Genomic DNA, 26,526 nt, shown 5'->3' with positions numbered 1-26,526 from the left:
CCATATTTAAGCATTTGGAGAGTAGTTTTGGCGTTGAGACCGACGCTCAACGCCAATTAATGAATTTAGAGGGTGATTTTGGCGCTGTGACTGATTGTACTAGACTTTTTAGTAATCTCGAACGTTCCCAAGTTTCGCTCCTCTTATTGCCCGCTTAGCTCACTCCAAGTTTGATTTAACCATTCGGCAAACAATTCTTTTTCCTCGAATTGCGGATAGTGGGCGGAATGTTCAAATTGGACGAAGTCCTTAATGGGAGCCTCTATCCTCTCGAAATAGGTTTTGGCAGCATTGGTGGAGGTCATGTAATCATATTCGCCCATGACGAAATAAACAGGCAACTCTAATTTTTTAATACTAGTGATATTGTGTTTTCTTTCTTCAGGTAACAAGATTTTCTGTGAGATAGTTACCCCTCTTACATAACGTATAATGTCCAGTAAATTATATTCACGGTTAAGAAGAAAACCTAGATAATAATCCATGTTATCGTTAATAAGTCTTGCAGCTCCGCCATATTTACGGACCAAATTACGCGGAGTGAGTTTTTCTCCACTAATAATGGACTCTTTAAGAGATTCGAGTTCAGCCACATCTTTGGAATGATTGGCAAGTTTCGCTTGATGAATGGTATATTCCAAGCTATCTCTCTCGCTTTGAACAGGATCAGCAACTTGCCCTATTCCAATATAGGCAGCAAATCTTTCTGGAGCTTTCTTTGCAGCTTTCATACCTATGTATGTGCCATATGAGTGTCCAATCAGCAGGACCTTTTCTTGATTCAGTAGATCCGTTACATATTCTGTTAAAGCAACAAGATCATCCACATGCAAATCTGCGGATAAATTCGAATAATCCTCAAAAAAATGATATGATTTCCCGCTTCCTCTTTGGTCATAATGAACAATGGTGAAGTTTTCTTCCAGAATATCTTGATACTTTCTTACATACGGAATTTCTGAACAGCCTGGCCCACCATGGACAAAAAGGATGATTGGATTATTTCGGTCAGCCCCTCTAATCATCACTTCTAGCTTGGTCCCATTAACTTCGATTGGCTCTAATGTACTAATGCTATTTGCCCCACTTATTCTAGGTGTCCATGTAGGAAAAATAAGACCAATTATGAAAATAACAACGATCATGATGCTAAAATATTTTAACCACTTATAGATCTTGCTTTTATATTTCACATTTATCCCCCTATGGCCGTTTACGACTTCAATTCAGTGAGCTCAACTAGTCCCACAGCTTTTTCACTCATATGATAGAATCAGCCACTAAAAATTCAATACCAAAAATAATAAATGAAACGAAGCCTTGGAAAGGTTCATTTCGATCGCATCGGTTTCATCGAAGAACAAATTAGTAGATACGTTTCTTTCGCAAATATAAGGATTGAAATCTCAACCGTTCAGCTAGTTTATCATAAACATGATAAGAAGAAAATTCCAATTCAAATTTTGGAATATTTTATTTTTCTCTAAATCCCTTTTCCTTCATAGAAAAACCCTTTTCCTCAGTAGGAAAAGGGTTTTATCTGATAAACTACTTTTTTATATGACATACCTTTTTTCGTAAACCAAATGAAACGCGAGAACCGTCCCCATTTTCACTGCAGTGTTAATAATCCTTGTTCGGTCAAAGGGTATTTTTTTATCACTTGCTTTGGCATTAAGGTGCCTGTTGTTGTTTCCATGTATAGGACGATTAGGTGGTTATCTCGGATAAACATGAAATCAATTTCGTGGCTGAGCTCATAGTGTTTGATTCGTTCAAGGTTACTGTAATCGTAGACGGTTAGGCCTTTCTTAGAACTTGTGTATAACCGGTTCGTGCCCAGGTTAAAGGCAATTTCCTCAAAAGGCGTGTATAGTTTCGTGACGTACTTCATATCAGACTCGCGGGTTGAACCTACTTGCAGCAGTACTCCAGACCCGTTAACAAGATACTTTCCATCCGGAGAAATGGTCAAATTAGTCGCTAAATCATAATCGCCATGATACGGTGAATCGTAATGGCTGACAAGCTTTCCATTGGCGAAGCGAAACACTTCAACATCTCTTGGACTTACATTCGTATCAATGGCATATACCTGACCATCCTCAGGTCCCATTTCTAAAAAAGATCTTTCATATATTCCCGATACACTCGCCGTTTCTAATAACGTTTCGCGCGAGTAAACTTTTAGGTGGGTATGCTGTCCGGAGCCGCTTGAAATGTAGATGTATTTTGAATCTGCCACTATGTCGAACGGATCAGTTGGAATGTAGACGATGTCTGCTAGTTTAAAACCTTCCGCATCGACAATCGCAAAGGCGCCCGCTTGATTTTCCTCCCACCAATAAGAGCTGTGCTGACCTTTTAATAAAGTGACATAAAGCTCATTATTGGCAAAATATAAGCGTTCTGGTGGCAGGCTAAACGTCATTTTTCTCGATTGCTTTGTTTCCAGATTGATTTCGATTAAGTCTTTCCCTTGAGAAAGACCGTAGATAATTGGCTTGGTTGGATGCATGACGACTTCTCTTAAATTGGTATCCAACGTCATTTTATCGCTAGAGACTGGAACTTTTGGTTGTTGTTCTGCACCAGGTGCCTGTTCTCCGATTGGCACAGATGGTTCAGAACTTCCTGGTAAAACTGGATCAACACCAACCTCAGGTTCCGTCGTCCCAATAAGCAATGAGCTATACGGAATAATCGTCAGGCTGCTAGCGGTTTTATTTCCATAAAGGTTGATCCAATTTCTCGCATGGCCGATGGCAACGGCAAAATTCAAATTCCCCATCTCAAAACCTGAAGAGGTAACACCAACCACTTCACCATAGGAATTGAATAGCGCACCACCTGAACTTCCAAATGTAATCGGCGCTGTTATTTGAATCAGTTTTAATATATTTCCTAATTCGTCTTGGAATTGATGAAGATTGCTAATGATTCCAGTAGAAATCGTATTGATTAACCCCTCTGGACTTCCAATCGTGACAATCGAATCTCCCTTTTCAAGGACCTCATCATCACCAATTTTTAGGGCAGGGATGGACAGATCACGAGCCGTTCCAAGAATCGCTAAATCTCTGATCTCGTCATAGTTGACAACGCCACGAATGGCAATTTCCTTACCTTCATTATCGTAAGCAACCACTCGATATCCATTTTGGACAACATGGAAGTTAGTCAGGATGGTACTTTTTCCTACTACAAATCCACTTCCTTGTCCTAAAGGCTGATTATCCTTGTCATATACCTCTAGATAAACAACACTTTTTTCATTGGCTATTATTTTTTTAAGAATAATGGTTGGAATTCCGTCTGAAGATACACCATCTGACTTCAGAATAGATTCATAGGACTTGGCAAAGGAATTGTATAGAAGATCATTTGCTTTCACCGATTTTAATTGGGCATTAAAGCGATCAACTTGCAGAAAGGCCGTATCATTTTTCCCGGATTTTAAATAAGAATTTAATAAATCCAACTCGTTTTTTAAAATATAGGCCGACTTTGTTTGAGCGATGGCACGATCAGCAGGCACTTTATAGGTGGCCGCTATCGTATTTTGCGTTGTTTTTCCATACACGTTAGTAGTAGCCGTCGTTAATTTCTTCAAATCGGTTTGTACAGTGCGATAAGTGTTTTCGGTTGAATCACTCGCAGGATTTTTGGCATAGGTGGCTAAAAGTGATTTGGTCTTCCCTTTTAAACCTTCCCCGATTTTAATAGCGGAATTATAGGAAAGTGTTCTAGTATATGTCGTCTGAACATTTTTCAACCTAGTTTCCAGCTTTTTTCTGGTTGATGAATTTTTTACTTTTTTAATAGAAACGGTAGCCTGTTTAAGGGAAGTGCTTGTTCTACTAATTAATGCCGATGACACGACATTTAGCTTTTTCGATTTCTCATAGGAAATGAGATTCGTAAGCTGTTTCGCATTCGCTTCTGCTTGTCTAACTAGCTGCTCCGGTGAATAGGATTTTGCATCGACCGATTTACCGCCTGTGACAGTAGCAAAAACAAAGAATGCTAGAATGAAAAGAATCACTCTGTTTTTCATGGTAGCCCCCTATTTTAGTAGAGTAATTGAATTCTAGCATTCAGTATAACACGGATAATATTTTCGAAAATATTGGTAAATATAAGAAAGTGCAACGCGGTGACGGTTCTGCTGTTTCATCCTGACCAATATTAGGGATAATTGACCAATACGAACCTTTTATTTTATGTTACGCTTTATATGGTATGCATTTTAAAAGGAGGTCAGCAAAATGATTTTCAATCGCAGAAAATGGTCAGTGACCCTTATGTTCGTTCTTTGTCTTGGTTTATTGACTCCTCAGGCTAACGCAGACTCTGAATCATTCAAATTCACTGACGTACCAAAGGATAAACCATATGCAAGTGCTGTCTACCAATTAGCGGAGCGCAACATTATTAGTGGATATAAAGATGGTACGTTTAAACCTGGCGCATCGATTACTCGTGGTCAAGCTGCAGCCATCATTACAAAACTAATAAATCTTGATACGAAGAATGTGAAGGACCAGGGCTTTAAAGATGTTTCACCTAATCTTTGGAGCTATCAAGCTATTTCCGCTGTTGCCGAAAAAGGAATTTTCCGAGGGTATGGAGATGGTCGATTTGGACCAAATGATAAAATTACCCGTGCGCAAATGGCCTCCATTTTAATAAAAACGTTTGAATTCAATTACTATACTCACAATTATCAAGCCACTCCCTTTAAAGATATTGAGTTATTAATGAGTCATAAAGATTCAGTGTTGACCTTGTATAAATTGGGGATTATTTCTGGCACCTCACCCACAACCTTTAGTCCGAATGATCCAATCACTCGAGCACAAGCAGCCGTTCTCATCTCAAAAACCGAAATCGTCAGATCTGGGACGCTTACAGTAAAAGCAAATGATTATGGTTGGTCAGAATTTGGAGGTTACAATGATTACCATCTCCATAGTACGGAACCTGAAAAAGATGAAGATGAAATCATACAGGTCATTCCAAATAATAACACCGATAAAATATTGCAAATGCAAATCGTTCCAGTAAAAGTAGGAACACAAAAACTAACTCTTTATTCAAAGAAGATAGATTGGAATAGTTACGAAGACTTTAAAAAGTATTATGTTCATGTATCAAAAGAAAAGGGACAATTTAAAATAAAGTTTGAAGAAACAGATGACGTTCTTACTACCAATGTTCGTTTAAATGTGACAAAAAATACAATTAAAAATATATCCCTTGCCACAATGGACGGCGCCGTTATCGATGAAGTTACTAAGTTCCATCAATGTAATGAATATAATGATTACAAGGTCTATTGCTTACCATTGACACACCCTGGAGAATATATCGCAACTATTGAATATGGCAACGGTGCTAAAGTTCGTAATGGACTAAAAGTTGAACCGATTCCTTCCGAATTTTACTACTACACTTATTCAATTGAAGAAATACCGACTGTAACAGTGGACTTACGGGAAGCAAAAGGAGATTTTAGTGAATTTAAAGAAACTGAAAAGGGTATCGTCAAAATCACACGTGAAGAAAACTCCGATATTTTTCATATTCAAGGCTTAAAGGAAGGAAATACGGTTGTTAATTTTCCTAAGAGTGAACAAAAAAGAGGAGTTGTAGATGGATTACAGATTAGAGTTCAAATAATTGGTTCGATTATCAATGTACATGTCATAAAATTAAAATATGAAAATCGTATGCATTAAACTATTTGTCGGGACGGTCCTCCTGTTTTTTTGGAAACTAGGAAGCCGTCCCTCTTTTATTTGTACTTTTTCATCTTGGTTCAAATAAGGGAAGATGAAACGCGGGGACGGTTCTGCTGTTTCATCCTGTTTGGGACGTTACCCAAACGCTTAACGGACACAGGCTCTGTTATCCCTGAAATATCGATGCCTTTTAAAGCGGTTTCCCCCTCCCTCATTACCTCACACTCTATATACAATCGACGATGGCAATACGGACAGGATGAGAAATAAACTCCCCGAGCAATTAAAGTTATACAAAATTCATTATTAAAAGAAGTTCAACTCTCACTGTTAGTTGAATACCCTATTATGCAAGAAGAAATGATGTTATCATTTTTATGATGAAAACGTAAATAATCATATTCTCGCTAAAAATTGAATGTCCGCCCTTTTAGAGTGTGACTTGATGGGATCATTAGGCTACACTTTTAAGATTATTGTCCTTCAAATTGCTTTTTTAAAATTAACACCTAGGAGGTAGAAAAATGAAAATTGTTGTATTAGCTGGGGGATTAAGTGATGAAAGGGATGTTTCCCTTGCCTCAGGTGCCCAAATTTCCAACGCGTTAAATGCAAAGAATCATGAAGTATTATTACTGGACATTTATAAAGGCTTGCAAGATGTTGTGGATTTTGAATCGGCTTATCAAAAGTATCGTAAAGAAACCTATACTTATCAGGTGCCAAAAGAAAAACCAAATTTGAAAGAATTACAAAAACAGCAAAATAATCAAAGGTCGTTAATTGGCCCTAACGTGTTAGAAATATGTCAAAGTGCTGATATCTGTTTCCTTGCTCTTCATGGTGGTATCGGTGAAAATGGGCAGTTACAAGCGTTATTCGATATTTACGGTATCAAATATACAGGTAGCAGTTATGAGGGAAGTCTACTTGCGATGAATAAAATCATTTCAAAAGAACTAATGGCTTTTAATGGGATTAAAACGCCAAATTGGGCTGTTTATCAAGTCGGTAAAGAATTACCAGAAATGAATTATCCTGTTGTAGTAAAGCCAAATGACAACGGTTCTAGTATCGGAGTCATCATTCTAGAAAAATCAGACGAACTTCATAATGCAATAAAAGAAATTCAAGATGTTTCAACGACCATCCTAATAGAGGAAAAAATAGAGGGAAGAGAGTTTTCGGTTGGAATCATTGGAAATACAGCTTTGCCGGTTATCGAAATTATCCCAAGGAACAGTTTCTTTGATTACCAAAGTAAGTATCAAGCAGGTGCAAGTGAAGAAATAACTCCAGCCCATATTCCAGATAGCTTAACGAAAGAATTACAAAGCACAGCGCTAAAGGTACATCAGTTATTAGGCCTAAAAGTGTATTCAAGAATAGACTTTATCGTAGACCACGATCATGTCATTTATTGCATTGAAGCAAATTCTTTACCTGGTATGACGCAAACTAGCTTATTACCTCAAGAAGCGCGTGCTAATCAAATCAGTTATGAAGATTTATGTGAACTACTCATTAATGAATCCTTAAAGAAATACTCCAACATGTAACGGGCTACAAAAGGATATTTTAAAAAATCGTATCCATTAAACTATTCGTCGGGACGGTCCTCCTTTTTTTGGAAACAAGGAAGCCGTCCCTCTTTTAGCTGTACTTTTCCATCTTGGTTCAAATATAGAAAGTTAAAATAAAGACGGCAACTACAAAGTCAAAAATGGCACATAAAGGGGGAAACCACTTGACTACCTTGGTTTTAACGACTTTGGGATGATGAAGCATATCCCAGACTCCATGTAGGATGAACCCAATAGCCAGCCAGATCGGGGAATATAAAAAGCCTAAAAAGGCAAATTGAAAAAAGACACAGGACATAATTAATTCTACTGAAATCCAAGTATTCCGTGAGTCTGACAATGCTGAGCCAAAATACACAAAAGCAGTTGAGGCTAAAAAGAGCGTAAATAATTGGTAAGATACCGGAACAGAAAATATAACAAACATTCTAATCGCTAACAGCGCTAATAGTATCCCGGTAATCAGTACTTTCACCATTGATTTTTTCATATCCATCCTCCTTTTTTGGTCCTATTGAAATGATTATACGTTCGGGGTTAGACCCTCGTACCGAAAATAATTAAGGTTCTTGGCGCAAAAAAAAGGAGATAGACCCGCAAAGAGGATGGTATTCCTCCCTGTTATATCCCTAAGGTAAAGGGATAATCGGGGATTTAAGAGGTTGGTGATAGGTACTAAAGGTTATGGGACAAGTTCCCTTTACTATTTTATCTCAAATTCGAGATTCTTTAATTGACAATAAAAAGGTTTAGTAATAACATTAATATTGTCACAAGATGTTCACAAATTAATGTCCGGACAGCTTGTGACAACTATTCGTCTAATATCTTTAATTCAAGAATTTTTATTTTTTACTATTTCAGACAAATAAAAAAGGGGCTTGATCTGAAATGAAATTCTCAGGTAAGAGTGATTTGTTTTAAGTACACCAAACAAATTTGTGGGAGGAATTCAACATGAAATTACAAAATAAAGTCGCGATTATTACAGGGGCAGCCCAAGGGATGGGTGCCATGCATGCACGTAAATTTGTGGAAGAAGGGGCGAAAGTTGTAATCACTGACATCAATTTAGATGCTGCTCAAAAGTTAGCAGATGAATTAGGTGAAAATGCCATCGCTTTAAAACTTAATGTCTCAAATGCTGATAACTGGAAAGAAGTTGTCGAAAAAACAGAAGAAACATTCGGACCTGTCACGGTATTAGTGAATAATGCTGGGATTGGTATTTTTAAACCTTTAGAAGAATTAACGGAAAAAGATTTCCGATTAACATTTGAAATCGATGAATTAGGCGTATTTTTAGGGATGAAAACAGTCGTACCTTCCATGAAAAAAGCAAAAGGTGGATCCATCGTTAACATCTCATCCGTTGACGGTTTAGTCAGTGCACCAACTGCCATTGCTTATAGTGCATCCAAACATGCCGTAACAGGAATGACAAAAGGTGCTGCTGCTGAACTTGGTCAATTCAATATCAGAGTAAATTCCGTTCATCCAGGAGTGATTGAATCTCCAATGGCTGAACAAGGTGATGTGGCTGAATTTATCAAAAAACTTGAACAAGACATTCCTTTAAGAAGACGAGCAAAAACAGAAGAAGTTTCCAACTTGGTTATCTACCTTGCTTCCGATGATTCAAGCTATTCAACAGGCTCTCAGTTTGTTGTCGATGGCGGTATGATCTCAGATTTATAATTGCCAACTTTTTTAATAAATACTACTAAAAGATGAGGAGAGATTAAACATGAATTTCGAAAATAAAGTAGTCATTGTTACAGGTGCAGCAGGCGGTATCGGGAAAGAAGTCGTACGAAAATTAGCTAACTTGCAAGCAAAAGTGGTATTAGTTGATTTAAACGAAGACGCAATCAAAGCCGTTCAAACTGAACTTGGATTAACCGAAGATAATAGTTTATTGGTCAAAGCAGATGTTTCTAATGAAGAAAGTGTTAAAAATTATGTAGATCAAACCATCGCTAAATTCGGACGCATTGATGGATTTGTGAATAACGCAGGTGTTGAAGGTCCTGCTAAATCCATCGAAGAAATTACAGAAAAAGAATTTGATTTCGTGTACGGTATTAACGTAAAGGGCGTTCTTTTCGGACTTAAATATGTTTTACCTGTCATGAAAGCACAAAAATCAGGTGCAGTTGTTAATACTTCATCGGTAGCCGGTTTAATTGGTTCACCAAGTATGGCATTATACAATTCATCTAAACATGCGGTAATGGGTATCAATAAAGTGGCAGCACTAGAATCTGCGGCATTTAACGTTCGTGTGAACACTGTAAACCCAGGTGTTATCAACACACAAATGATGCGCAATATTGAAGCGAAAGTTGCACCTGGTGCAGCAGAAGCAGCGCAATCAGCTTATAACGATGCAGTACCAATGAAACGCTATGGCGAACCAGAAGAAGTAGCGAACGTCATTGTGTTCTTACTTTCTGACGAAGCATCGTATGTAAGTTCATCATCATTCACTATTGATGGGGCACTTTATAACGTATAATCAATCCAAAAACACGCTAAAAGCAGGGGGCATTTCTGATGCCTCCTCTTTCTCGCGAACCAAAAGAAGCATGAGAAACAAACGTCCCCATACTTACCTTCTTTTACGATTATGATCAAATACGATTTACCCTCTAGATAGAAACTTTTTTCCTAACGTTTTTCTTTGGAATCATTCGAAACGGGGAAGCTTCTTTCTTTGCACGTTCCCAATCATGTTTTAATAGTTGTTGGGTTAGTTCTACTAGCTTTTCTTTTTCACGCTCAGCATGACTGCTTACCATAATTTCTCTTAAACATGAAATGATCTTTTTGTCTTCCTTGTCATTCGGGTTAAGACTGAGCTGGATTTCGGTTGCTAATTTTAAGAGTTCATTTTTATCTTTATACGAGTTTGAAACAACCAAAGATACCTTCTCTTTCATAAGCGCTCTCCACTTCTGCCGTTCCTCAGTAATATATTTCAATCGAAGAGTCCTATCGTTCACATTTTTTGTAATGACTGACGAAATAAAAGTTGCCATAATGGAAGATGAAATAAGTGCTAATAAGACCTCCATAGATACTAATTTATCCATAATAATATCAAGTGACATGATAATCTCCCCCTTTCCTGTACAATATATACCAAAAGGTTCGTTTATAGCTAATTTCCGGTCCCTCCGAATTCCATTCCCCTTTTAAGTATTTACATCCTTTATCATAATCAACGTTTCCCTGCCACTAATGATTCACATCAACGGTCATGCATTACATATAGGGAAGCTTATCTAATAAAGTAATTTGAAATATTGTGTAGCCCGTGAAGTAAGATGCTAGGATAAACCGATTCCGTTTTTTTACGAACCCAAGAAAAGATTATTCCTAGTAAAAATGTAGCCACACCATAGGCAACCGCGTTCATGATATGGCTATCATTTGCCAAAGATCCTAAAAAATGAATCATCCCAAAACCAATGGATGAATACCAAAATCCAAACTGTTTTTGCACATAACCTCGCCAAAACAGTTCCTCTGAGATGGACACAAAAAACAGTTGAAACAAAAAAGTATTCATAGAAGGTATGTAAAATAGTAAATTTCCTTTTGAAAAATAGTCAGCCAACCTGGTTAGAAAAAGAACACTAAATGTCAGTACACTATACCAAACCACATGTTCTTTCCATTTGCCTAATTGGAGGCCCATGTCTCTTAATTTACTTTTTGTTAAAATAACAAGAAAAATAAATAATAGGAGATTAAAAGAAACTCCAATGTAATTCCATTCCCATACATCTCGTTGCCAAGCCATCAAGCTAAAGCCATTTATGGAAATGTAAGTTGGAACCGAAAGGCATAAAAATAAAGTCATGATTAATAAGAAAAAATATATGATTTTCTTCAAGTAAAAATCCCCTTTTATTCAAGTTATTTGCTCCCGTATCTTTCATAACCAACCAACTTTGCACTTCCTAAATGGTACCTGCCTGTCCAATTAGTCCAGTGTATGATGATTGTTTCATGCTGTATCAAACTTCGGTCACCCGCTGGGATTGTTTTACTATTATTATTCGACATTTTTCTTGGGAAACCCTTTCAAAAGTTCATGCTTTAACTAGGAATCTAATACCGCTCTCACCATTGAAAATTGCCGTTTTTATAATCAGAGAATCTTTAGATTTTAAAAAATGAATGCTTTTTTACATAAATATAGGGAACTCCCCAAAAAACAGAGTCCCCTTGTTTTAATCTCCGATAACCAGATTATGAAAAAACTCTAACGCGCATTCACTCCTACCTATTGCACGCCTTTCACCCATAACACTTTTATAACCCACGTTGGTTTTCACGCAATAAATCACGAATTTCGGTAAGTAATACTTCTTCTTTCGTTGGTTCTGATGGTTTAACCTCTTCTTTTATTTCCTCTTTTCGGTTCAATTTATTCAACATTCTAATCACAACAAAAATGGAAAAGGCGATAATAAAAAAGTTGACTACGTTTTGAATAAAAGATCCGTAACTGATTGTAGCATTTCCAACTTTTAAAACTAGTTCTTTAAAGTTAATACCTCCAATTAATACCCCAACTAGTGGCATGATTAAGTCATCTACAATCGAGCTAACAATTTTCCCGAATGCGCCACCAATCACAACCCCAACGGCTAAATCCAGCACATTCCCTTTAAAGGCAAACTTTTTAAACTCATTCCACACTACTGACCTCTCCTTTTAGAACCTCTTTTAAGTATTTTATCCTACCGATGAGGCTTCGTATTCTTACCATGCTTGTTTTGCCACAGATGCAGTTTTTCTTTAGAGGCCAATCTCTTCTCAATTATGTTTTATGTGAGATACCTGGTACCTTGGTTCGTTTTATTATCGAAATTTTGATTCATACATTAATTCCCAATCTGAATCAGTGAAATAAGAAATGGATGGTGTATTCGTCCGCTGACTTCTAAGAACACCTTTCCCACCGATGACAAACTTTAAATGGGTATTTGTTTTAACACAGGATTGGATCCACTTCTCTAACCTCACCAAATGAGCGGGATTGGTAATGGAAATGGCAATGATAGAAAGTTTCTTGTTTGTCATTAAATCCAATAAACCATCAAATGGGGTATTCGGTCCTAAATAAATCACTTCATGCCCTTTTTTCCGTAGGAATAGGCTAAACAGCATCAGTCCAATATGATGATCTTCTCCCTCGGGACAAAACGCTAATATTTTGGGCAGAGATTTATTTACAGGTAGTATTCTTAAAAACTGAGCAAACCTGTTAATGATGAATTGGGAGGCAAAGTGTTCTTGAGCAACCGTAATGTTGCCATTTTCCCAGTCATCACCAATTTGATAAAGTATTTCTGACAAAATGTGGCGAAAGACATCTTCGTATTCGAACAATGAAAAAGCTAGTTCAATGATGTCGTTTGCTTCTTGCGTATTTATTTCAATGAGCGCCTCATACAATGTGGCTTTTATTTCCTCATAAGAATTTCTAACCGGTGTGGATTCAATAGCCAGGTTTGTTGACTGTTTTAAAAGTTGTACAGCCTCACTAATCTTCATATGATTCTTTGTTGTTTGCTCTTTTAACCATTTTAAGATTTCTATATCCTTTTTGCTGTATAAGCGGTGTCCGCCTTCCGTTCGGACGGGATCGACAACATGGTACCTATTTTCCCAGGCTCTTATGGTTACAGTTGGAATGTCCAGTAATTCAGACACCTTTTTAATACTGTACATCATCCATCACCTCACTATATCTATACATATTTTATACAAAACATTCGTGGTATTCAAGGGGGACATGATATTAGAAATGTGTAAAGATAGCCTGATAAGGCAGAATAAAGTAAAAAAACACCATATTTAATGAAACAGCCCAAATAATTAAAAAAATTCCAAAAAAAACTTGCTAACTTTGTATAGGTTTTGTATAATTTAAACTAAGAAGTTATACAAAAGTTAAGGGAGGGTATTTTAGATGAAAACGTTAAATCTGATTGCTTTAGTATTGATTATTGTTGGAGGATTAAATTGGTTATTAGTAGGCCTGTTTAAATGGGATCTTGTCGGAGGAATTTTCGGTGGGATGGACAGTATGATGGCAAGAGTCGTCTATATCCTTGTTGGCCTTGCGGCTATTTATAGTTTGAAACTCTTAACTGTTATTTCAAAATAAGATGAAAAATAAAGTAGCTGCTATGTATGCAGCTACTTTATTTACTATGATTACTTGTTATTACTCTATTCATTATACGATTGTTACGACTGAGACTAAGTCGTAACAGAATTACTGTGAGCAGTAAAACTTGGGAAAGGTTCCCAAACTTCTTGCCTTGCTTCGGAAAGGAATGGATTTCATGGAATATTTCTCCCAGGCGGTTTTAGACGCACTACTTGATCAGATAGCTGTATTAGATAAAGATGGAAATATTATAGCGATTAACAAATCGTGGGTAAATTTTTCAATTGAAAATAACGGGGATTTACAAAAGACCGGTATTGGTAATAATTATCTTAACGTTTGCCCTAAAGAGGTTAGAGTTGGTATTTTACATGTGCTAACGGGTACATTGGATCATTTTAGTTTTGAATATACCTGTCATTCTAGCAATCAACTTCGTTGGTTTTTATTAAGAGTCACTCCCATTAAACTAAACCAGGAAGAAGGAGTCGTAGTTTCACACGTAGATGTTACAAAAAATAAGCAGCAACTGATAGAGTTAGAGGACGAAAAGAAATCATTAGAGAAGACCGTTTATACTGACTCATTAACGAAAGTTTTTAATCGCCGATATTTTAACCGCCAATATAAAAAGGTGTTTAAGCAATATAGTGAAAAGAATATGACCTTTTCTTTATTAGTGATCGATATTGACTATTTTAAACAATATAACGATACCTATGGACATAAAAAAGGAGATGAATGCCTAATTAAAGTGGCAAATACATTGGTAAGAGGTGTAAGGACGAAGGATATTGTTTGTAGAATAGGGGGAGAAGAGTTTTGTGTCATTTTGCCAAATACAAATAAGGACGAAGCAATATCTTTAGCAGAAAGGCTCTGTAAGAAAGTTCAAGGATTAAAAATTCCTCATTCCAAATCAAATGCCTGTAGGTATGTTACGGTTAGTATAGGTGTTTCATCCCCAAGTTATAGTGGTGATTCCATCCAAGTTGATCAAGAGAAAATATTTATATTCGCCGATCAGGCACTATATCAGTCTAAAAAAAATGGAAGAAACCAAGTGAACTTTTATAACTAAGATCACTTTTTAGGGGGAAGAACGTTTATGAATTGTAAAAGCTGTTTAGTAGAGAACCTAGAATATGAAATTCAGTTCAAAGGACATTTCAATCACTCCATGATGCCAGACATTATTGAGCATTTGAATAGGAGAAAAATAGAGGTAAAAGTAATTGAAAACCTATTTATCATTAAGGAGCCTTACGTCAAAGAGCTAGTTGATTTCTGTATGGATCATATGAATCCATCAGAAATTTCGTTTCGTACTAAAAATAAAGAATGGAAACCTTTAACGGAAATTGAAAAAATTATCGAAATGCAGTGGGTGGATCAGATAATAAAAAAGAAATTAGTATATTGTCATTTTCAACCAATTGTAAATGCAAATGAAGAGATTTTTGCGTATGAAATTCTTTCCAGGTTTAAAAAGGAAGATGGGACTATCGTCTTTCCAAATGATATGTTCTCAGCCGCCAAAAATCGTGACCGATTGTATGCATTGGATCGATTGTGTAGAATGACAGCAGTGAAACATGCTGTTTTAATAAAAAATAAAAAAGTCTTTATTAACTTTATTCCTACCTCCATTTATTCACCAGAATTCTGTTTAAAATCTACGATTGAGACAGCTAATCTATTAGGAGTTGACCCTTCGCAAATTGTGTTTGAAGTGGTGGAAACAGAGCAAGTAGAGGATTTGGAACATTTGAAAAAAATATTAACTTACTATAAAGAAAAGGGATTTCAATATGCCTTAGATGACGTTGGGGAAGGATATAATACCATTGAAGTATTAGAAGGTATTACTCCTAAATATATGAAATTGGATATTCAGTATGTTCAAGGGGTTGCTGCCGATTTAAATAAACAGCTAATAGCCCAACGATTTTTACAACAAGCTTTGAAGATTGGTTCAATACCATTAGCAGAGGGTGTGGAATTAAGAGAAGACTTCCAATGGTTAAAAAAAGAGGGATACCAACTCTTCCAAGGATATTTATTTGGAAAGCCAAGCCCTTATCCCCATGAACTTGTTAGTTCATAAAAAACGGTACCAATATCCCGCGGACATTGGTGCCGTTTTTTACATAAAGATTCACACAAAAAACCCTTTTCCTTGGTAGGAAAAGGGTTTTTTCTAACTAACTACTTATCGATTCAAAATAGGTTACTTATTTCGCTAACCGAACGAAACGAGAGAACCGTCCCCTTGTTTCATTTCCTAGAAACAACTACATTGAGTTCTTTACTATAGTCTGATTGGCCATTTTCGTTTTCGGCTTTTGCTACGATGATGTAGTTGCCATTTTTTAGACTAAGTTTAATAGTAAACATGCCAGTCTCTCTTGTTTTTACTTTGCCTAATAACGTTGGTTCTGAACCAGTTCGATCATAAATGTACACCGTTGTATTTGGTTCGGCATAACCAAAGAGCCTAACTGGTATGTCGGTCGTTTGAATCATAACTCGATCCCAAACCGGTACATTTGGTAGAGCCGGTTCTTCTGGATTTTCCCGCTTTGCGTCAATCGCAAATCGGATGGATTGAATAAAGAGTGTTTCTCCGTCTTTTGTCCATCCATAGCCTGGTCCAATCATATTATTGACGGCAAAGGATGAAAGAAGCATATGCATCGATTCGTTCGTTCTGAAATCATAAGCAATCGCTGCTCCCTTATTTGCTCCGTCAACTGCAATTTGAGCAATCGATTGACCGGGATAGTCTGAAAAGGTTGCATACGGACTGTTCTCCGAGTGAATCGTTATTCTTTCTGGTAGTGATTCAAAAATCGGATGATTGTTTAGCTTAGCGATTTCGACTGGTCCTTCATTGTATCCTTGATGATGAAGCTTTGGATAGCCGAGCGTTTTTTCCAGTAGTCCGATGGATCCATCGTTACCCCATGTACCAAGGAAAACGACACTAATCTGGTTTTCATCGGTCAGCTTAATTAGCTGTTCCATCTGCTCTTTTGTACCCTTATTCGTATTGACAATAATCACTTCATAAGCCTTTAATCGATCGAGTACTTTCCAATCGGTTGCTTCCGCATACAAGTCATGATGATTAAGGAAGGTAACAAGCTTTTGATTCCAGTCGCCAATGACCGCTGCACGAATAGCATCTAATCCAATCGTAACCGTTGCAGAATCTTCACCAACGGTTACCTGTTGAACAGTAGGAAGGAAGCCTTCGGCCGTCACCTCTAGTTCATAGTCTCCAGGCAGCAGTTGGGTGAATTGGAATCTTCCCGTTTCATCCGATACGGTTTCGTCTACTACTTTAGCTTTTTCTTTTAGCTTGATATTCGCACCGGTTATGGTCTTGTTTAATTGTTTATGTTGGATGGTTCCAGTCAGCGTTTTTCCATCAATTTCGGCAAGGGTAAAATTCAATTCAATCTCTTGTCCTTGCTCAGTGATTTCTGCTGACTGAACTTGACTGTGATAACCTCTCGCTGCAACGAAGACTTCGTAGCGTCCAGTTCCAGCGCCAATACGATATTCCCCTTTGCCATTTGTCTTGACCGTTTGGTTGAGGGCTGCAACAGACACATCGGCATTGACGATTGGTTTACCATTTTCGTCCTTAACGACTCCGCGAATTTCTCCAATACTTGCTGAAATAGCCCAATCAATTGCGTTCGTATAGAACCTTTTTGCTTCTGGTGTCCAGTTTTCGCTCGGAACTGCATAGGAACCAACTTCCATGCTGGATAACAGGATATGGACACTATTGGCTGAAGTGAATTTGTAGCCAATGCCATCTCCTAGAACGCCTTTATCCGCGTGTGTGATCGATCCAATAGTCGTACCGCTATATCCCGTGTAGACCGCATACTGCTGGTTCAGCGTATTTTTTCCTTTATCTAAAAGGGTAAACTCATTGCCGCTAATTCCAGTGAATAACGGATGATCATGGAGAACCTTCACGTTTATCTTTTCAGAAACAAAGTTATACGTTAACGATTGCGGATCGCCGTAAACTTTAACCAATTCGCTAATCGTACCGCCACCATATTGGGAAGCAAAGATAATACTGACATGGTTGGCATTGGCCTTTTCAACAAATGCACGGAAAGCATCATTCGTCATACTAGACGCTTTATTGTTGAAAATGATCACCTTGTAATCCTTCATGTTTTCTTCTAAAGTAGCATATTTCGTGTTATCCACAAAATCGACTTCATAGCCTTCCCCTTGTAAAAATGGAGAGACTCGATTATAGTTTGCCGATGTTCCAAGAAACGCTATTTTCTCTGATACTGGCATATTAAAGGATAGGTTAATTTCCTGACCTTCTACAATATCAATCGGTTCCATTTTTGCCGCATAGCCTAGAACGCTAACTCTTAAATGATATTGTCCAACAGGTACAGACATCTCATAACGGCCATCTTGGTCTGTCACGGTATACAATGGAGTGCCCAGGATGGTAACAGCCGCACCGCTAATCGGCTCATCTGTTCTTCCATCGATAACCCTTCCTTTAATGATTCCCGACTTCTCCGCTTCGATTTCAAAAACGCCTCTACTGCTTTCCCCTTTTTTCACCTGGATGTCAAACTGTTGATCCAAGTGTCCAAAGGCTTTAACATCAAGCTTATACGTTCCTTCATTTAGACCAAGGTAAAAATCACCTTTCGCATCAGTCCCAACAATTTTTCCTGTTTCCTGAACAGTTACCGTTGCTAGCACTGGTAATCCAAGATGATTGATGACTTGACCATGCACCTCTCCAACCAATGGCTCCTTATGATCGAGAGCAAAGGTTAATGCATTACTTAACAGTCGTTCACGGACTGGGTCTAAATTCCCGGTTGGTCCATTGTTGAAGTTGTAACCAAAGGTCATGTTAGCTAGCAATACTTCTACTGATTTGGTCGTTCGGCCATTATAGGCAACCATGTTTCCAATTGTCCCGACATCTGGGTGCTCAAGTTGGACTAAATTGGTACCATTATAGCCGTCAAAGAAATAATATTCATTGGAAGGGGTTGTAAATTCAAACAGCTTATCTACATCAATTCCGTCTGTAAGAGGATGGGTAGATAAGACTCGGCCTTTGACCCCTGCTTTTGTGATTTTCCCTTCTTTTGCGGGATTTTTTTCATAATCGACCATGAAACGAATTCCGCCGCGTCCGTTCACATGACCGGTCCATAGGATTGATTTTTCCGCTTTATCTAGGGCTTTTTGGAAAGCCGTAAATACTTCCTTAGACGGAATCTTACTATTATCATAATCGGAATTGGCAATAATCACATCGACTTCATCAATCTTATCGAGATCGGTGTAAAATAGATTCATTGTTCTATAGCCGCGTTGTTGTAAATAAAGTGCCAAGGAGTACGAATTATAGTTATTATCGACGATAATCCCAACCATTGGAGACGGCTTCAAGGTAAAAGCTAGATTTGAAACTTCATTCGCCTTTACTACAACATCCACTTCCTTGAACACATAGCCTTCTTTTTCAAAGGTTAATTGATATTTACCCGGCAGTAAAAGATCAATTTTAAACGCGCCTTGAGTGTTTGTAACCGTTGAACGATTCACTCTCTTTACATTTACGGATACCCCTTCTAGTGCGTTTCCGTCTTTTTCATCTTCGATTGTGCCGGAAATCGAGCCAACCTCTACGTCTGGAACCATTGAAATTTCAAGTTGGTCCCCATTAAAGCTAGCTTTTGCTGGAAGAGTAACTGTTCTGTAACCGAATGCTGAAATTTGAATTTCGTAATCGCCTGCTAACATGGCTACTTCAAATTGACCTGTTACCTTATCTGATTTTGTTTCGTAAGGTTGACCATTTACTTTAATGTCTGCTTGGAGCGGATTTCCTTCATGATCGGTCACCTTACCCGAAATCGTTGGAAACTTCGTTTGAGATGCCCAAATCACAGCATTAATCATCATTTGTTTTCCGGCCTTCGTGTAGCTGTCTGCATAATGGGCTAAACCAAATGAATGTCCACTCATTAAGAGCTCCAGGCTGTTTGCCGTTCTTGGTTTAAAAGCAACACCGCTTCCATATGGAGCTTTCCCTTCATGTCCTATCATCGCTAATGGGTAGCCACTATAGTCTTTAAAATAACCAATTGCACTACCGCTTGCATTCAAGATACCGATGAAATCTCCTTGGCTAGCTCCCTTGAATATTGGGTGTTCTTTTTCTAAGATATATCCTGCCTGACGTAATGAATCTTTTGCTACTGAGGTTCGAACTTTTGGATCCCCACGATAAGCGGACAGCTGATTAATAGGGGCGTCACTATAATAGGAATCGCCGAAAATCATGCTTGTTCCCGCAATATCTGCAGCAGCTTGAATCTCTAAAAATTTGTCCTTCTTAACGTTTGTTGTACTCATTTCATTAAAGAAAACCACATCAAATTCTGCTATTCTAGCAACAACATCCGTCACCGTCAACTTGGTTACCGGAATTCCTCTTTCTGCCATAACGGAAGTAAAGTTTTTGTTAGCAGATGTAGAATCGTATAGAACCGCTACCTTTGGAATCGGATCCAACACGACCGGTATTTCAAGTGCTTCACCACGAACCTTTACTTCTTGCTCATCGAATAAATATCCGGACGTCTCTGTTCGTAAAACATAGTTACCATCCTGGACATTTGTAAATTCAAAGTAGCCATTACTTCCAGCATTTACTTCAGCAACGACCTGTCCTTCTGATAGCAGCTTGACTGTAGCTCCATTAAGCTTACTATTTTTGATGGCTTCTGATACGGTTCCCGTTACCATTCCACCTTCTGTTGGTGAAAGGACGACCGTATTGATAACTGGATACCCTGCTCGAACCGTTACTGGAATTCTCATTGTTTGGTACCCAAGAGAACGAATTTCAAGGGTGTAATCTCCTTCATCATGGAAGAGTTCATAGCTTTGACCGGATGTCTTCACTCCCATATTTGTTTCAATAATTTCAACATCTGAAGGGATTGGTTGTCCAGCCGGATTTAGAATACGACCGGCTAATTTCCCATACTTTGCATTTTCCAAATAATCAATCGTATTAAATAAAATATTTTGCATATCAGGTAGCCAGCCTTGTAATGGCGAAATCCAAGGTGATGCCCCATGAGATGCTAATAAAATATGGGCACTCTTTTCAGAGACCGGCTTATAAGCGACTCCCGTTCCTTGTTCACCAATTTCAGTGCTACCAATGGTGGCTAAGGACTTTCCAGAATATTGATTAAACCAAGCAAAATCACCTACTCGGTTGTAAAGGGTTAAAGTCTCCCCTTTTTTATAGCCTTTAAAAAACGGATGTTCCACATCAACTTTCATCTGTACGGTTCCTCTACCCGTATAATGGGCAAATTCGCTTGGATCGTTATGAAACTTTTTCAATTGTTCAATCGTTCCGTAGTTAGCTCCCCATGTATCAACAAAAATAAGATGGACACCATGATCTTTGGCGGCTTTTATTAACCCATTAAAGGTTTTTTCATCTGGCTGCCAACCACCACTTCGATAAGCACCATTTAAGTAAATCATTTTGTAACGAGAAATATCTTCAATGATCCCCCAGTCTCTCTCTTCCGCAGCATAGCCATTTTGACGTAAAAAGCTCGTCACTTCACCATCCAAATCATTCAGAACAGCGATGTCGAATGGCTGCAGTTCTACTTCTAATCGGAATAATTCACCTGGTTTGATTTGCACGATCTCCCGCTTCAGTTCATAACCATTTAGTTGCATAGAAAGGTTATAGGTTCCTTCAAAAATAGAATCAACAGCGAAAACACCATCTACATTCGTTGTCCCGGAAATCGGAGTATTTTCTATTTTCACATTCACATCTTTTAAGACGGTATTCGTCCTCTTATCCTTAACCGTTACTTCGAATGATCCTTGGGATGCATTGGCTAAATGGAAATCACGGTAAGTCGTCAATCCGGACACGAAACGAATCGATTCGATGATTTGCTTTTTCCCATAAGAGCTAACTAAAATCGTGTAGTTCCCTGGAATATGGCTAATTTTAAATTGACCCTTTTCATCTACCGCTATCGATTCCCCTGTCTCGACCACCGTGAGTGTACCTGATGTTGGATTACCTGAGCTATCCTTTACCGTTCCTTGTAAAATCCCTTCGGCTTTAAAGGATTGAACCCCTTTGCGATGTGGAACAAAGACAGCACCAGCAGTGATTGGAATTCCTGAGTAGCTGAAATCAGGAAGAATAAAGTCCTTTAACACCTCTCCTGTATAGATATCAAGAATATGCAAGTAACCACTAGTTCCTGATACAAAGAGCAATCCATTTGCAGAGATGGAGCCATTGTTGTAACTTGCGCCAACACGTTGGTTCTCCCATACTAGTTTTCCTGTCTCGCGATCAAATGCCCGGAGAATCGGCTGTTTCGCGGAGCTCATGACAACAAGATCCTCATAGACAATCGGGGATGCCGCCTGAGACTCTCCTATGCCGGAGGTGCTCCATTTCATTTGTCCCGTAACAGCGTCAAATGCTCTCAGCGTGCCCGTTTCCGTATCAAAATTGTAACTATTTGTATAGACCGTTCCGTTATGATAGACCGCCTTCGTTGCAAAACCTTCTCCAGTAACCGTTTGTTTCCATACTTCTGCCCCATTTTCCGGGTTGATTGCTCGAATGGTTCGATTTTGATAGGTTCCGATATAGATATATTCGTCACCTAATGTCGGCCCAAAATAAGAGTCTGAACCTAGTTCTTTTTTCCAAATAACCTCTCCCGTTTGAGCATTTAAAGCAAAAAGTGATGCATTGTTCGTCAGCCCTGAACCGACGAAGAGCGTACCATCCTTGTATAAAGGTGATTCGTAAACGGTTGGTTGTCCGAGATTTCGACTCCAAACGGTTTTCCCCGTTTTTAGTTCTAATGCGTAAATCGTTCCGTCCTGACCTCCTGATACATAAACCATCCCACCCTCAATGGTTGGCGAGGAACGATTGGTAGAACCAAGGCGAACAGCCCAATTTTCATCGCCTGTTCTCGTATCGATGGAAATAATCCAGCCACGGTCGGTTACCACAATCATTCTTTGCTCGGCAACAGCTGGTGTGGAAAAAACAATTTCCCCTTTAGAACCAGTTTCATAGTTCCAACCTTTTTGGATATTTTCTAAATCAATGCTATTTGGTGAAACCGCGTTTCTGGATGGATGATGATTGGCTGTTTTCCAATCGATGTTTCCATTAGCCTCTGACTGCTGAACTTCTATTTTAATCGTTTGATTGTTTTGTAGAGAAATAGCTTCAATATGTCCCTTTATTCCTTCACCTGTAATCTGTAGTTGATAGTTTCCAGCAGGGACCTTTTCAATTTGGAATTCACCTTTAGAATCGGTCCGAATACTTCCAAGCGGGGTACCTTTTAATCGGAGATAGGCATATGGAATCTTCTCTCCCGATTTTTGATCGATTACCACACCATTGATGTTATAGACGGTGGCCTGCTCCATTTTCCAGGAGACTTCTGTTTTGGCACCTTTCACTATTTTTACTTCTGCTTCAATATCTTTAAAGCCGAATGCCTTCACTTTTGCTTGATAGATTCCTTCGCGGATTTTATATTCAAAAGTTCCATCCGAATTCGTTTTAAAATTGATTTTTTCCCCTACAATTTCAATTTCGGCCTTTAGTGGATTTCCAGTTTGATTAGTTACTCGACCTGTTAATTCTCCTGCGTAAACGCTTTCCGTTACGGCTCGATAAATATCGATGACTCCTGTTCCGTATTGGTCATTCGGAAGACTTCCCATATGTGGTTCTGTTCTCGCTGTTCTTTTTATCAAAGCAACGATTTCGTCAATGCTCAATTTGGGGTTTGCAGACAGTAGCAAGGCGACTGCACCTGATGCATGTGGTGTTGCCATTGACGTTCCACTAATGGTATTGTACTTCCCTTTCCCTAGAGCTGTGGGCCACGCAGAGTAGATTTGATGCCCTGGTGCTGTAACATCTGGCTTTATATGTCTAACTAATTCGCCATTGTCATTTTCCCAATAGACTGGTCCCCGACTTGAAAAGGATGCAATCTGATCATATCGGTCAGTAGCACCAATTGTAAACGAATCAAGGAAGCTTCCGGGTGAGCCGACCGTTTGAGATCCAGGACCTTCATTTCCTGCAGCAAACATCGGGACAATACCCGCGGCCACCCATGCCTTCACATCATTGGCAAATTCCATATTATACGTGTTGGCATTCCCCCATGAATTATTGACAATATGAGGTGCTTTGGATGGGTCTCCACCTGGTGCCATAAACCACTGGAATGCGGCATGAATCGCAGAAGTCGTTGAACTTCCACCATCATTAAAAATTTTAGCAGCAATCCATTCTGCACCTGGAGCTACTCCAACTGGCTCGCCAGCCCCTCCTCCAACTGCAGATCCAGCAACATGTGTACCGTGACCGTGTCCATCCGTTGGCGTTTTATAATTGTTGCCAGATAAATCGATCCAGGAATATTGTTCATTGCCATTTCTCCCACGGTAGTTGTTCTTTAGTGCTTCATGTTTGCCGTCCACCCCAGTATCCATAATACCGACGACAATCCCTTCCCCTTTTATACCGTAATTGCCCCATACTCTTGTGGCATTTATTTTTTCCAAGCCCCATTCCGGCAATCGCGGCTTTGATTCCATGGTTACTTCTGGGACGTGGATCACCTGATCAAGTGAAATTCTTTCAATGTCCTCTCTTTTCGATAAGTCGGCAAGTGCCTCTTTATCGACTGTTACAGCGATACTATTATTGATCCAAAAACTATTATTTACTTTCGCCTTGCCTTTTTTCTCTAATGAAGCAAGCTCTTGCTTCAACCCTTTTTGTGAAGCTTCTGCTTTTGCTTCAAGTTGTGAGATGACGTAGGCTGCTTGCTCCGATTTCTTTTGCTTTTTCTTTGCCTCTTTTTGGATGGAAGTGTAATTTGGCTGATCTTTCAGCTTCACAATAACATTGACCATTTTCTCTTTTTTTAGAACTTCATGAACAGTGGCTTCCACTTTTCCAATGGATTCTTTCTTTTGAGGAGTGCTTCCATCATGAATGGAAGGCTGCCAGTCCAATCCTGATAAAAGGGATGTTATTTCTGTAGTGTCCTGATTGGAACTGCCCGTGGTTTCCGTTACATACTCCCTTTCTCTTTCTTTTTCTAATTGGTTTTCATTCTTCTGACTGACTGAGGTAGGCTCACTTTTTGCGATACCTACAGATGGAGTAAACAAGGAAAAAACGACCATAATACTCAAAAACAATGACAACAATCTTTGAAACTCACGCTTCCTTTGTTTTCTCAAGCTCCATTTCCCTCCTAATAAGGTTGTACAACACTCATCTTATTCCCTGAAAATTTGGAAAATTCCTCCTACTTCTATGAAAATACAACTTTAGAACTAGTAAATTTTGTAAGTATTTAGAATGAATTGGAATGATAGGACGAAAGACTATGCTTCGGTCGATGCGGACAAATTCATTGCCCCAATGTACCACTTTGAGGATTTTGGGGGAAGGGATGTGTTGTGGTGGCAAAGGGCATCGGCGATTTATCACCGTGGATTTGCGGACATAGGTTCCGTTATTTGCTTGAAAGGTTAGTATTTTTGAAGTTTTGCGGACATAGGTACCGCTATTCTTTCAAAACGAGGTCATTTGGCCTTCAAATTAGGGCAATAACGGATTCTATGTCCGCCAAACTCCAAAAGTGTGGTGATTTTGCCAAATAGCGGAATGTATGTCCGCAATTGCGGCCAAGGAGACAGGTCCAGCTGAGGACAGGCTCCTTTTTCCAATTACCATTTGTTTCAGTATATTTTTTCGTCATTACTAGGATAGGATAAAAGGAAGATATACCTCCCCCTCCCAAAAAATCAAAATTTCCCACAGTAGGTAAGATGACAGCTAAAACCAATAGCCATTAAAATGGATTTTAATCTTTTATAAAAATCATTTGAATTGTTGGAAATCTATATTAAAATAATTCTATCAAAGGGAGAGAAGGATTTTTAATGTGGATTGTAGCAGCTGTCCTGACCATGTTTTGCTTTGGAATCAATAATATGATTTTTAAGGTCACGTCAGGAAAAGGACTATCAAAGGTACATATGCAGTTTTTCTTTTATCTGATAGCGTTTTTACTAATGTTTGGCTATGGAACCGTCGCAGGGTTTGCACCATTTAATCGTTTAACAATCGTACTTGGCGCGGTCATCGGAATATTGAATGCAAATGGTAATATTCAAATGTCTAAGGCGTTTGAAAAAGGACCTGCGAGTTTAACGTCACCGCTTATTAGCACAAATTCAGTTATTCCCATTTTAAGTGCAGCCCTTATTTTTCAAGAACATATTTCACTAATTCAGTGGATTGGCATTATTGTGATGCTTGCTTCAGCAGCCATCATCCAATATGTACCAAGTAAGGGTGTTAAAATGGATTATAAACCGTGGATGTACCGGGTTTTATTATCAGTTGTATCGTTTGGTGTACTCGGTATACTAATGAAAACGTCTTCGCATTTACATATTGATTCAATCAATACGCTTGTTTGTATGTACGGTGGCGGTGCAGCTTATTTAATCATTAATAGCTATTTTATGAAGGAAAAATGGAAACGGGCAGAGTTGAAATTTGGTGCCATTATTGGATGTATTAGTGTCGTAGGTTATAGCAGCTACTTTTTTGCTCTTAATACGGGAGTAGCAAGCATTGTATTCCCAATCGTTAGTTTAAGCTGTTTAGTTGTCGTCCTCAGTAGCTGTTGGCTTTATAAAGAAAGGCTTAAAATGTACCAGATCATTGGGGTTATTTCTGCATTAGTTGGGATTGTCCTAACCAAAATGTAACAGAAGGTGGATCATACCTCTGGTTTTTGGGGACTAGCGAGCTAAGAGAAGTTACCTTGGTAGCAAAAAAAATAGCCACCAT

The 26,526-nt window shown here is 38.6% G+C and carries 16 protein-coding genes; 8 read left to right on the top strand and 8 right to left on the bottom strand.

The window, feature by feature from the left end:
- Positions 1-143: 143 nt before the first annotated feature.
- A complete protein-coding gene (locus ACX9YW_RS13790; RefSeq protein ID WP_460347313.1) occupies positions 144-1,145 on the bottom strand; it encodes an alpha/beta fold hydrolase in 1,002 nt (333 codons plus the stop codon).
- A 467-nt stretch (positions 1,146-1,612) separates the two neighbouring features.
- Positions 1,613-4,057: a trypsin-like peptidase domain-containing protein gene (locus ACX9YW_RS13785; protein WP_460347307.1), complete on the bottom strand. Its 2,445-nt coding sequence runs from the start codon at positions 4,055-4,057 to the stop codon at positions 1,613-1,615.
- Between the two features lie 211 nt (positions 4,058-4,268).
- Here ACX9YW_RS13785 and ACX9YW_RS13780 point away from each other — a divergent pair, with 211 nt between their 5' ends.
- Together ACX9YW_RS13780 and ACX9YW_RS13775 are read left to right on the top strand one after the other, a co-directional pair.
- Entirely contained in the window at positions 4,269-5,741 is a 1,473-nt protein-coding gene (locus tag ACX9YW_RS13780; RefSeq protein ID WP_460347305.1) for an S-layer homology domain-containing protein, read from the top strand.
- Positions 5,742-6,268: 527 nt separating this feature from the next.
- A complete protein-coding gene (locus tag ACX9YW_RS13775) occupies positions 6,269-7,303 on the top strand; it encodes a D-alanine--D-alanine ligase family protein (RefSeq protein WP_460347303.1) in 1,035 nt (344 codons plus the stop codon).
- Positions 7,304-7,421: 118 nt separating this feature from the next.
- Here the strand turns inward: ACX9YW_RS13775 and ACX9YW_RS13770 are convergent, their stop codons facing one another.
- A complete protein-coding gene (locus ACX9YW_RS13770) occupies positions 7,422-7,817 on the bottom strand; it encodes a DUF6010 family protein (protein WP_460347301.1) in 396 nt (131 codons plus the stop codon).
- A gap of 467 nt (positions 7,818-8,284) precedes the next feature.
- Between ACX9YW_RS13770 and ACX9YW_RS13765 the strand changes: the two genes are divergently transcribed.
- Together ACX9YW_RS13765 and ACX9YW_RS13760 are read left to right on the top strand one after the other, a co-directional pair.
- Positions 8,285-9,025 carry an SDR family NAD(P)-dependent oxidoreductase gene (locus ACX9YW_RS13765; RefSeq protein ID WP_460347299.1) on the top strand — a complete coding sequence of 247 codons (741 nt, stop codon included), beginning with the start codon at positions 8,285-8,287 and terminating at the stop codon, positions 9,023-9,025.
- 49 nt (positions 9,026-9,074) lie between these two features.
- Positions 9,075-9,845 carry an SDR family NAD(P)-dependent oxidoreductase gene (locus tag ACX9YW_RS13760; protein ID WP_460347297.1) on the top strand — a complete coding sequence of 257 codons (771 nt, stop codon included), beginning with the start codon at positions 9,075-9,077 and terminating at the stop codon, positions 9,843-9,845.
- A 133-nt stretch (positions 9,846-9,978) separates the two neighbouring features.
- On the opposite strand, the gene ACX9YW_RS13755 is transcribed toward ACX9YW_RS13760, so the two are convergent.
- The 4 genes from ACX9YW_RS13755 to ACX9YW_RS13740 form a co-directional block, all read right to left on the bottom strand.
- On the bottom strand, positions 9,979-10,440 hold the full coding sequence (locus ACX9YW_RS13755) for a hypothetical protein (RefSeq protein WP_460347295.1): 462 nt from the start codon (positions 10,438-10,440) through the stop codon (positions 9,979-9,981).
- Between the two features lie 170 nt (positions 10,441-10,610).
- Complete coding sequence (locus tag ACX9YW_RS13750) at positions 10,611-11,228, bottom strand: CPBP family intramembrane glutamic endopeptidase (protein ID WP_460347293.1); 618 nt, start codon at positions 11,226-11,228, stop codon at positions 10,611-10,613.
- Positions 11,229-11,650: 422 nt separating this feature from the next.
- On the bottom strand, positions 11,651-12,040 hold the full coding sequence (gene mscL, locus ACX9YW_RS13745; RefSeq protein ID WP_460347291.1) for a large conductance mechanosensitive channel protein MscL: 390 nt from the start codon (positions 12,038-12,040) through the stop codon (positions 11,651-11,653).
- A 162-nt stretch (positions 12,041-12,202) separates the two neighbouring features.
- A complete protein-coding gene (locus ACX9YW_RS13740) occupies positions 12,203-13,078 on the bottom strand; it encodes a MerR family transcriptional regulator (RefSeq protein WP_460347289.1) in 876 nt (291 codons plus the stop codon).
- 238 nt (positions 13,079-13,316) lie between these two features.
- Between ACX9YW_RS13740 and ACX9YW_RS13735 the strand changes: the two genes are divergently transcribed.
- The 3 genes from ACX9YW_RS13735 (at position 13,317) to ACX9YW_RS13725 (ending at position 15,627) form a co-directional block, all read left to right on the top strand.
- Positions 13,317-13,514: a DUF378 domain-containing protein gene (locus ACX9YW_RS13735; RefSeq protein ID WP_460347287.1), complete on the top strand. Its 198-nt coding sequence runs from the start codon at positions 13,317-13,319 to the stop codon at positions 13,512-13,514.
- 181 nt (positions 13,515-13,695) lie between these two features.
- Positions 13,696-14,601, top strand: a complete 906-nt coding sequence (locus tag ACX9YW_RS13730; RefSeq protein WP_460347285.1) for a diguanylate cyclase — start codon at positions 13,696-13,698, stop codon at positions 14,599-14,601.
- 27 nt (positions 14,602-14,628) lie between these two features.
- Complete coding sequence (locus ACX9YW_RS13725) at positions 14,629-15,627, top strand: EAL domain-containing protein (protein WP_460347283.1); 999 nt, start codon at positions 14,629-14,631, stop codon at positions 15,625-15,627.
- 170 nt (positions 15,628-15,797) lie between these two features.
- Here the strand turns inward: ACX9YW_RS13725 and ACX9YW_RS13720 are convergent, their stop codons facing one another.
- The gene (locus ACX9YW_RS13720; protein ID WP_460347281.1) at positions 15,798-24,899 is read right to left on the bottom strand and encodes a carboxypeptidase regulatory-like domain-containing protein; all 9,102 of its coding nucleotides are present in this window, start codon (positions 24,897-24,899) and stop codon (positions 15,798-15,800) included.
- 708 nt (positions 24,900-25,607) lie between these two features.
- On the opposite strand from ACX9YW_RS13720, the gene ACX9YW_RS13715 reads away from it, so the two are divergent.
- A complete protein-coding gene (locus ACX9YW_RS13715; RefSeq protein ID WP_460347279.1) occupies positions 25,608-26,444 on the top strand; it encodes a DMT family transporter in 837 nt (278 codons plus the stop codon).
- Positions 26,445-26,526 lie beyond the last annotated feature (82 nt).

It is taken from the genome of Pseudoneobacillus rhizolycopersici, from assembly GCF_054786815.1.
Note: the sequence above shows the minus strand (reverse complement) of the source record. Positions and strands in the feature narration are given on the sequence as shown.

Bases quoted from the DNA above. Each gene is read 5' to 3' on its own strand.
- ACX9YW_RS13790 (WP_460347313.1), bottom strand. From the start codon at position 1,145: ATGATCGTTGTTATTTTCATAATTGGTCTTATTTTTCCTACATGGACA.
- ACX9YW_RS13785 (WP_460347307.1), bottom strand. From the start codon at position 4,057: ATGAAAAACAGAGTGATTCTTTTCATTCTAGCATTCTTTGTTTTTGCT.
- ACX9YW_RS13780 (WP_460347305.1), top strand. From the start codon at position 4,269: ATGATTTTCAATCGCAGAAAATGGTCAGTGACCCTTATGTTCGTTCTT.
- ACX9YW_RS13775 (WP_460347303.1), top strand. From the start codon at position 6,269: ATGAAAATTGTTGTATTAGCTGGGGGATTAAGTGATGAAAGGGATGTT.
- ACX9YW_RS13770 (WP_460347301.1), bottom strand. From the start codon at position 7,817: ATGAAAAAATCAATGGTGAAAGTACTGATTACCGGGATACTATTAGCG.
- ACX9YW_RS13765 (WP_460347299.1), top strand. From the start codon at position 8,285: ATGAAATTACAAAATAAAGTCGCGATTATTACAGGGGCAGCCCAAGGG.
- ACX9YW_RS13760 (WP_460347297.1), top strand. From the start codon at position 9,075: ATGAATTTCGAAAATAAAGTAGTCATTGTTACAGGTGCAGCAGGCGGT.
- ACX9YW_RS13755 (WP_460347295.1), bottom strand. From the start codon at position 10,440: ATGTCACTTGATATTATTATGGATAAATTAGTATCTATGGAGGTCTTA.
- ACX9YW_RS13740 (WP_460347289.1), bottom strand. From the start codon at position 13,078: ATGATGTACAGTATTAAAAAGGTGTCTGAATTACTGGACATTCCAACT.
- ACX9YW_RS13735 (WP_460347287.1), top strand. From the start codon at position 13,317: ATGAAAACGTTAAATCTGATTGCTTTAGTATTGATTATTGTTGGAGGA.
- ACX9YW_RS13730 (WP_460347285.1), top strand. From the start codon at position 13,696: ATGGAATATTTCTCCCAGGCGGTTTTAGACGCACTACTTGATCAGATA.
- ACX9YW_RS13725 (WP_460347283.1), top strand. From the start codon at position 14,629: ATGAATTGTAAAAGCTGTTTAGTAGAGAACCTAGAATATGAAATTCAG.
- ACX9YW_RS13715 (WP_460347279.1), top strand. From the start codon at position 25,608: ATGTGGATTGTAGCAGCTGTCCTGACCATGTTTTGCTTTGGAATCAAT.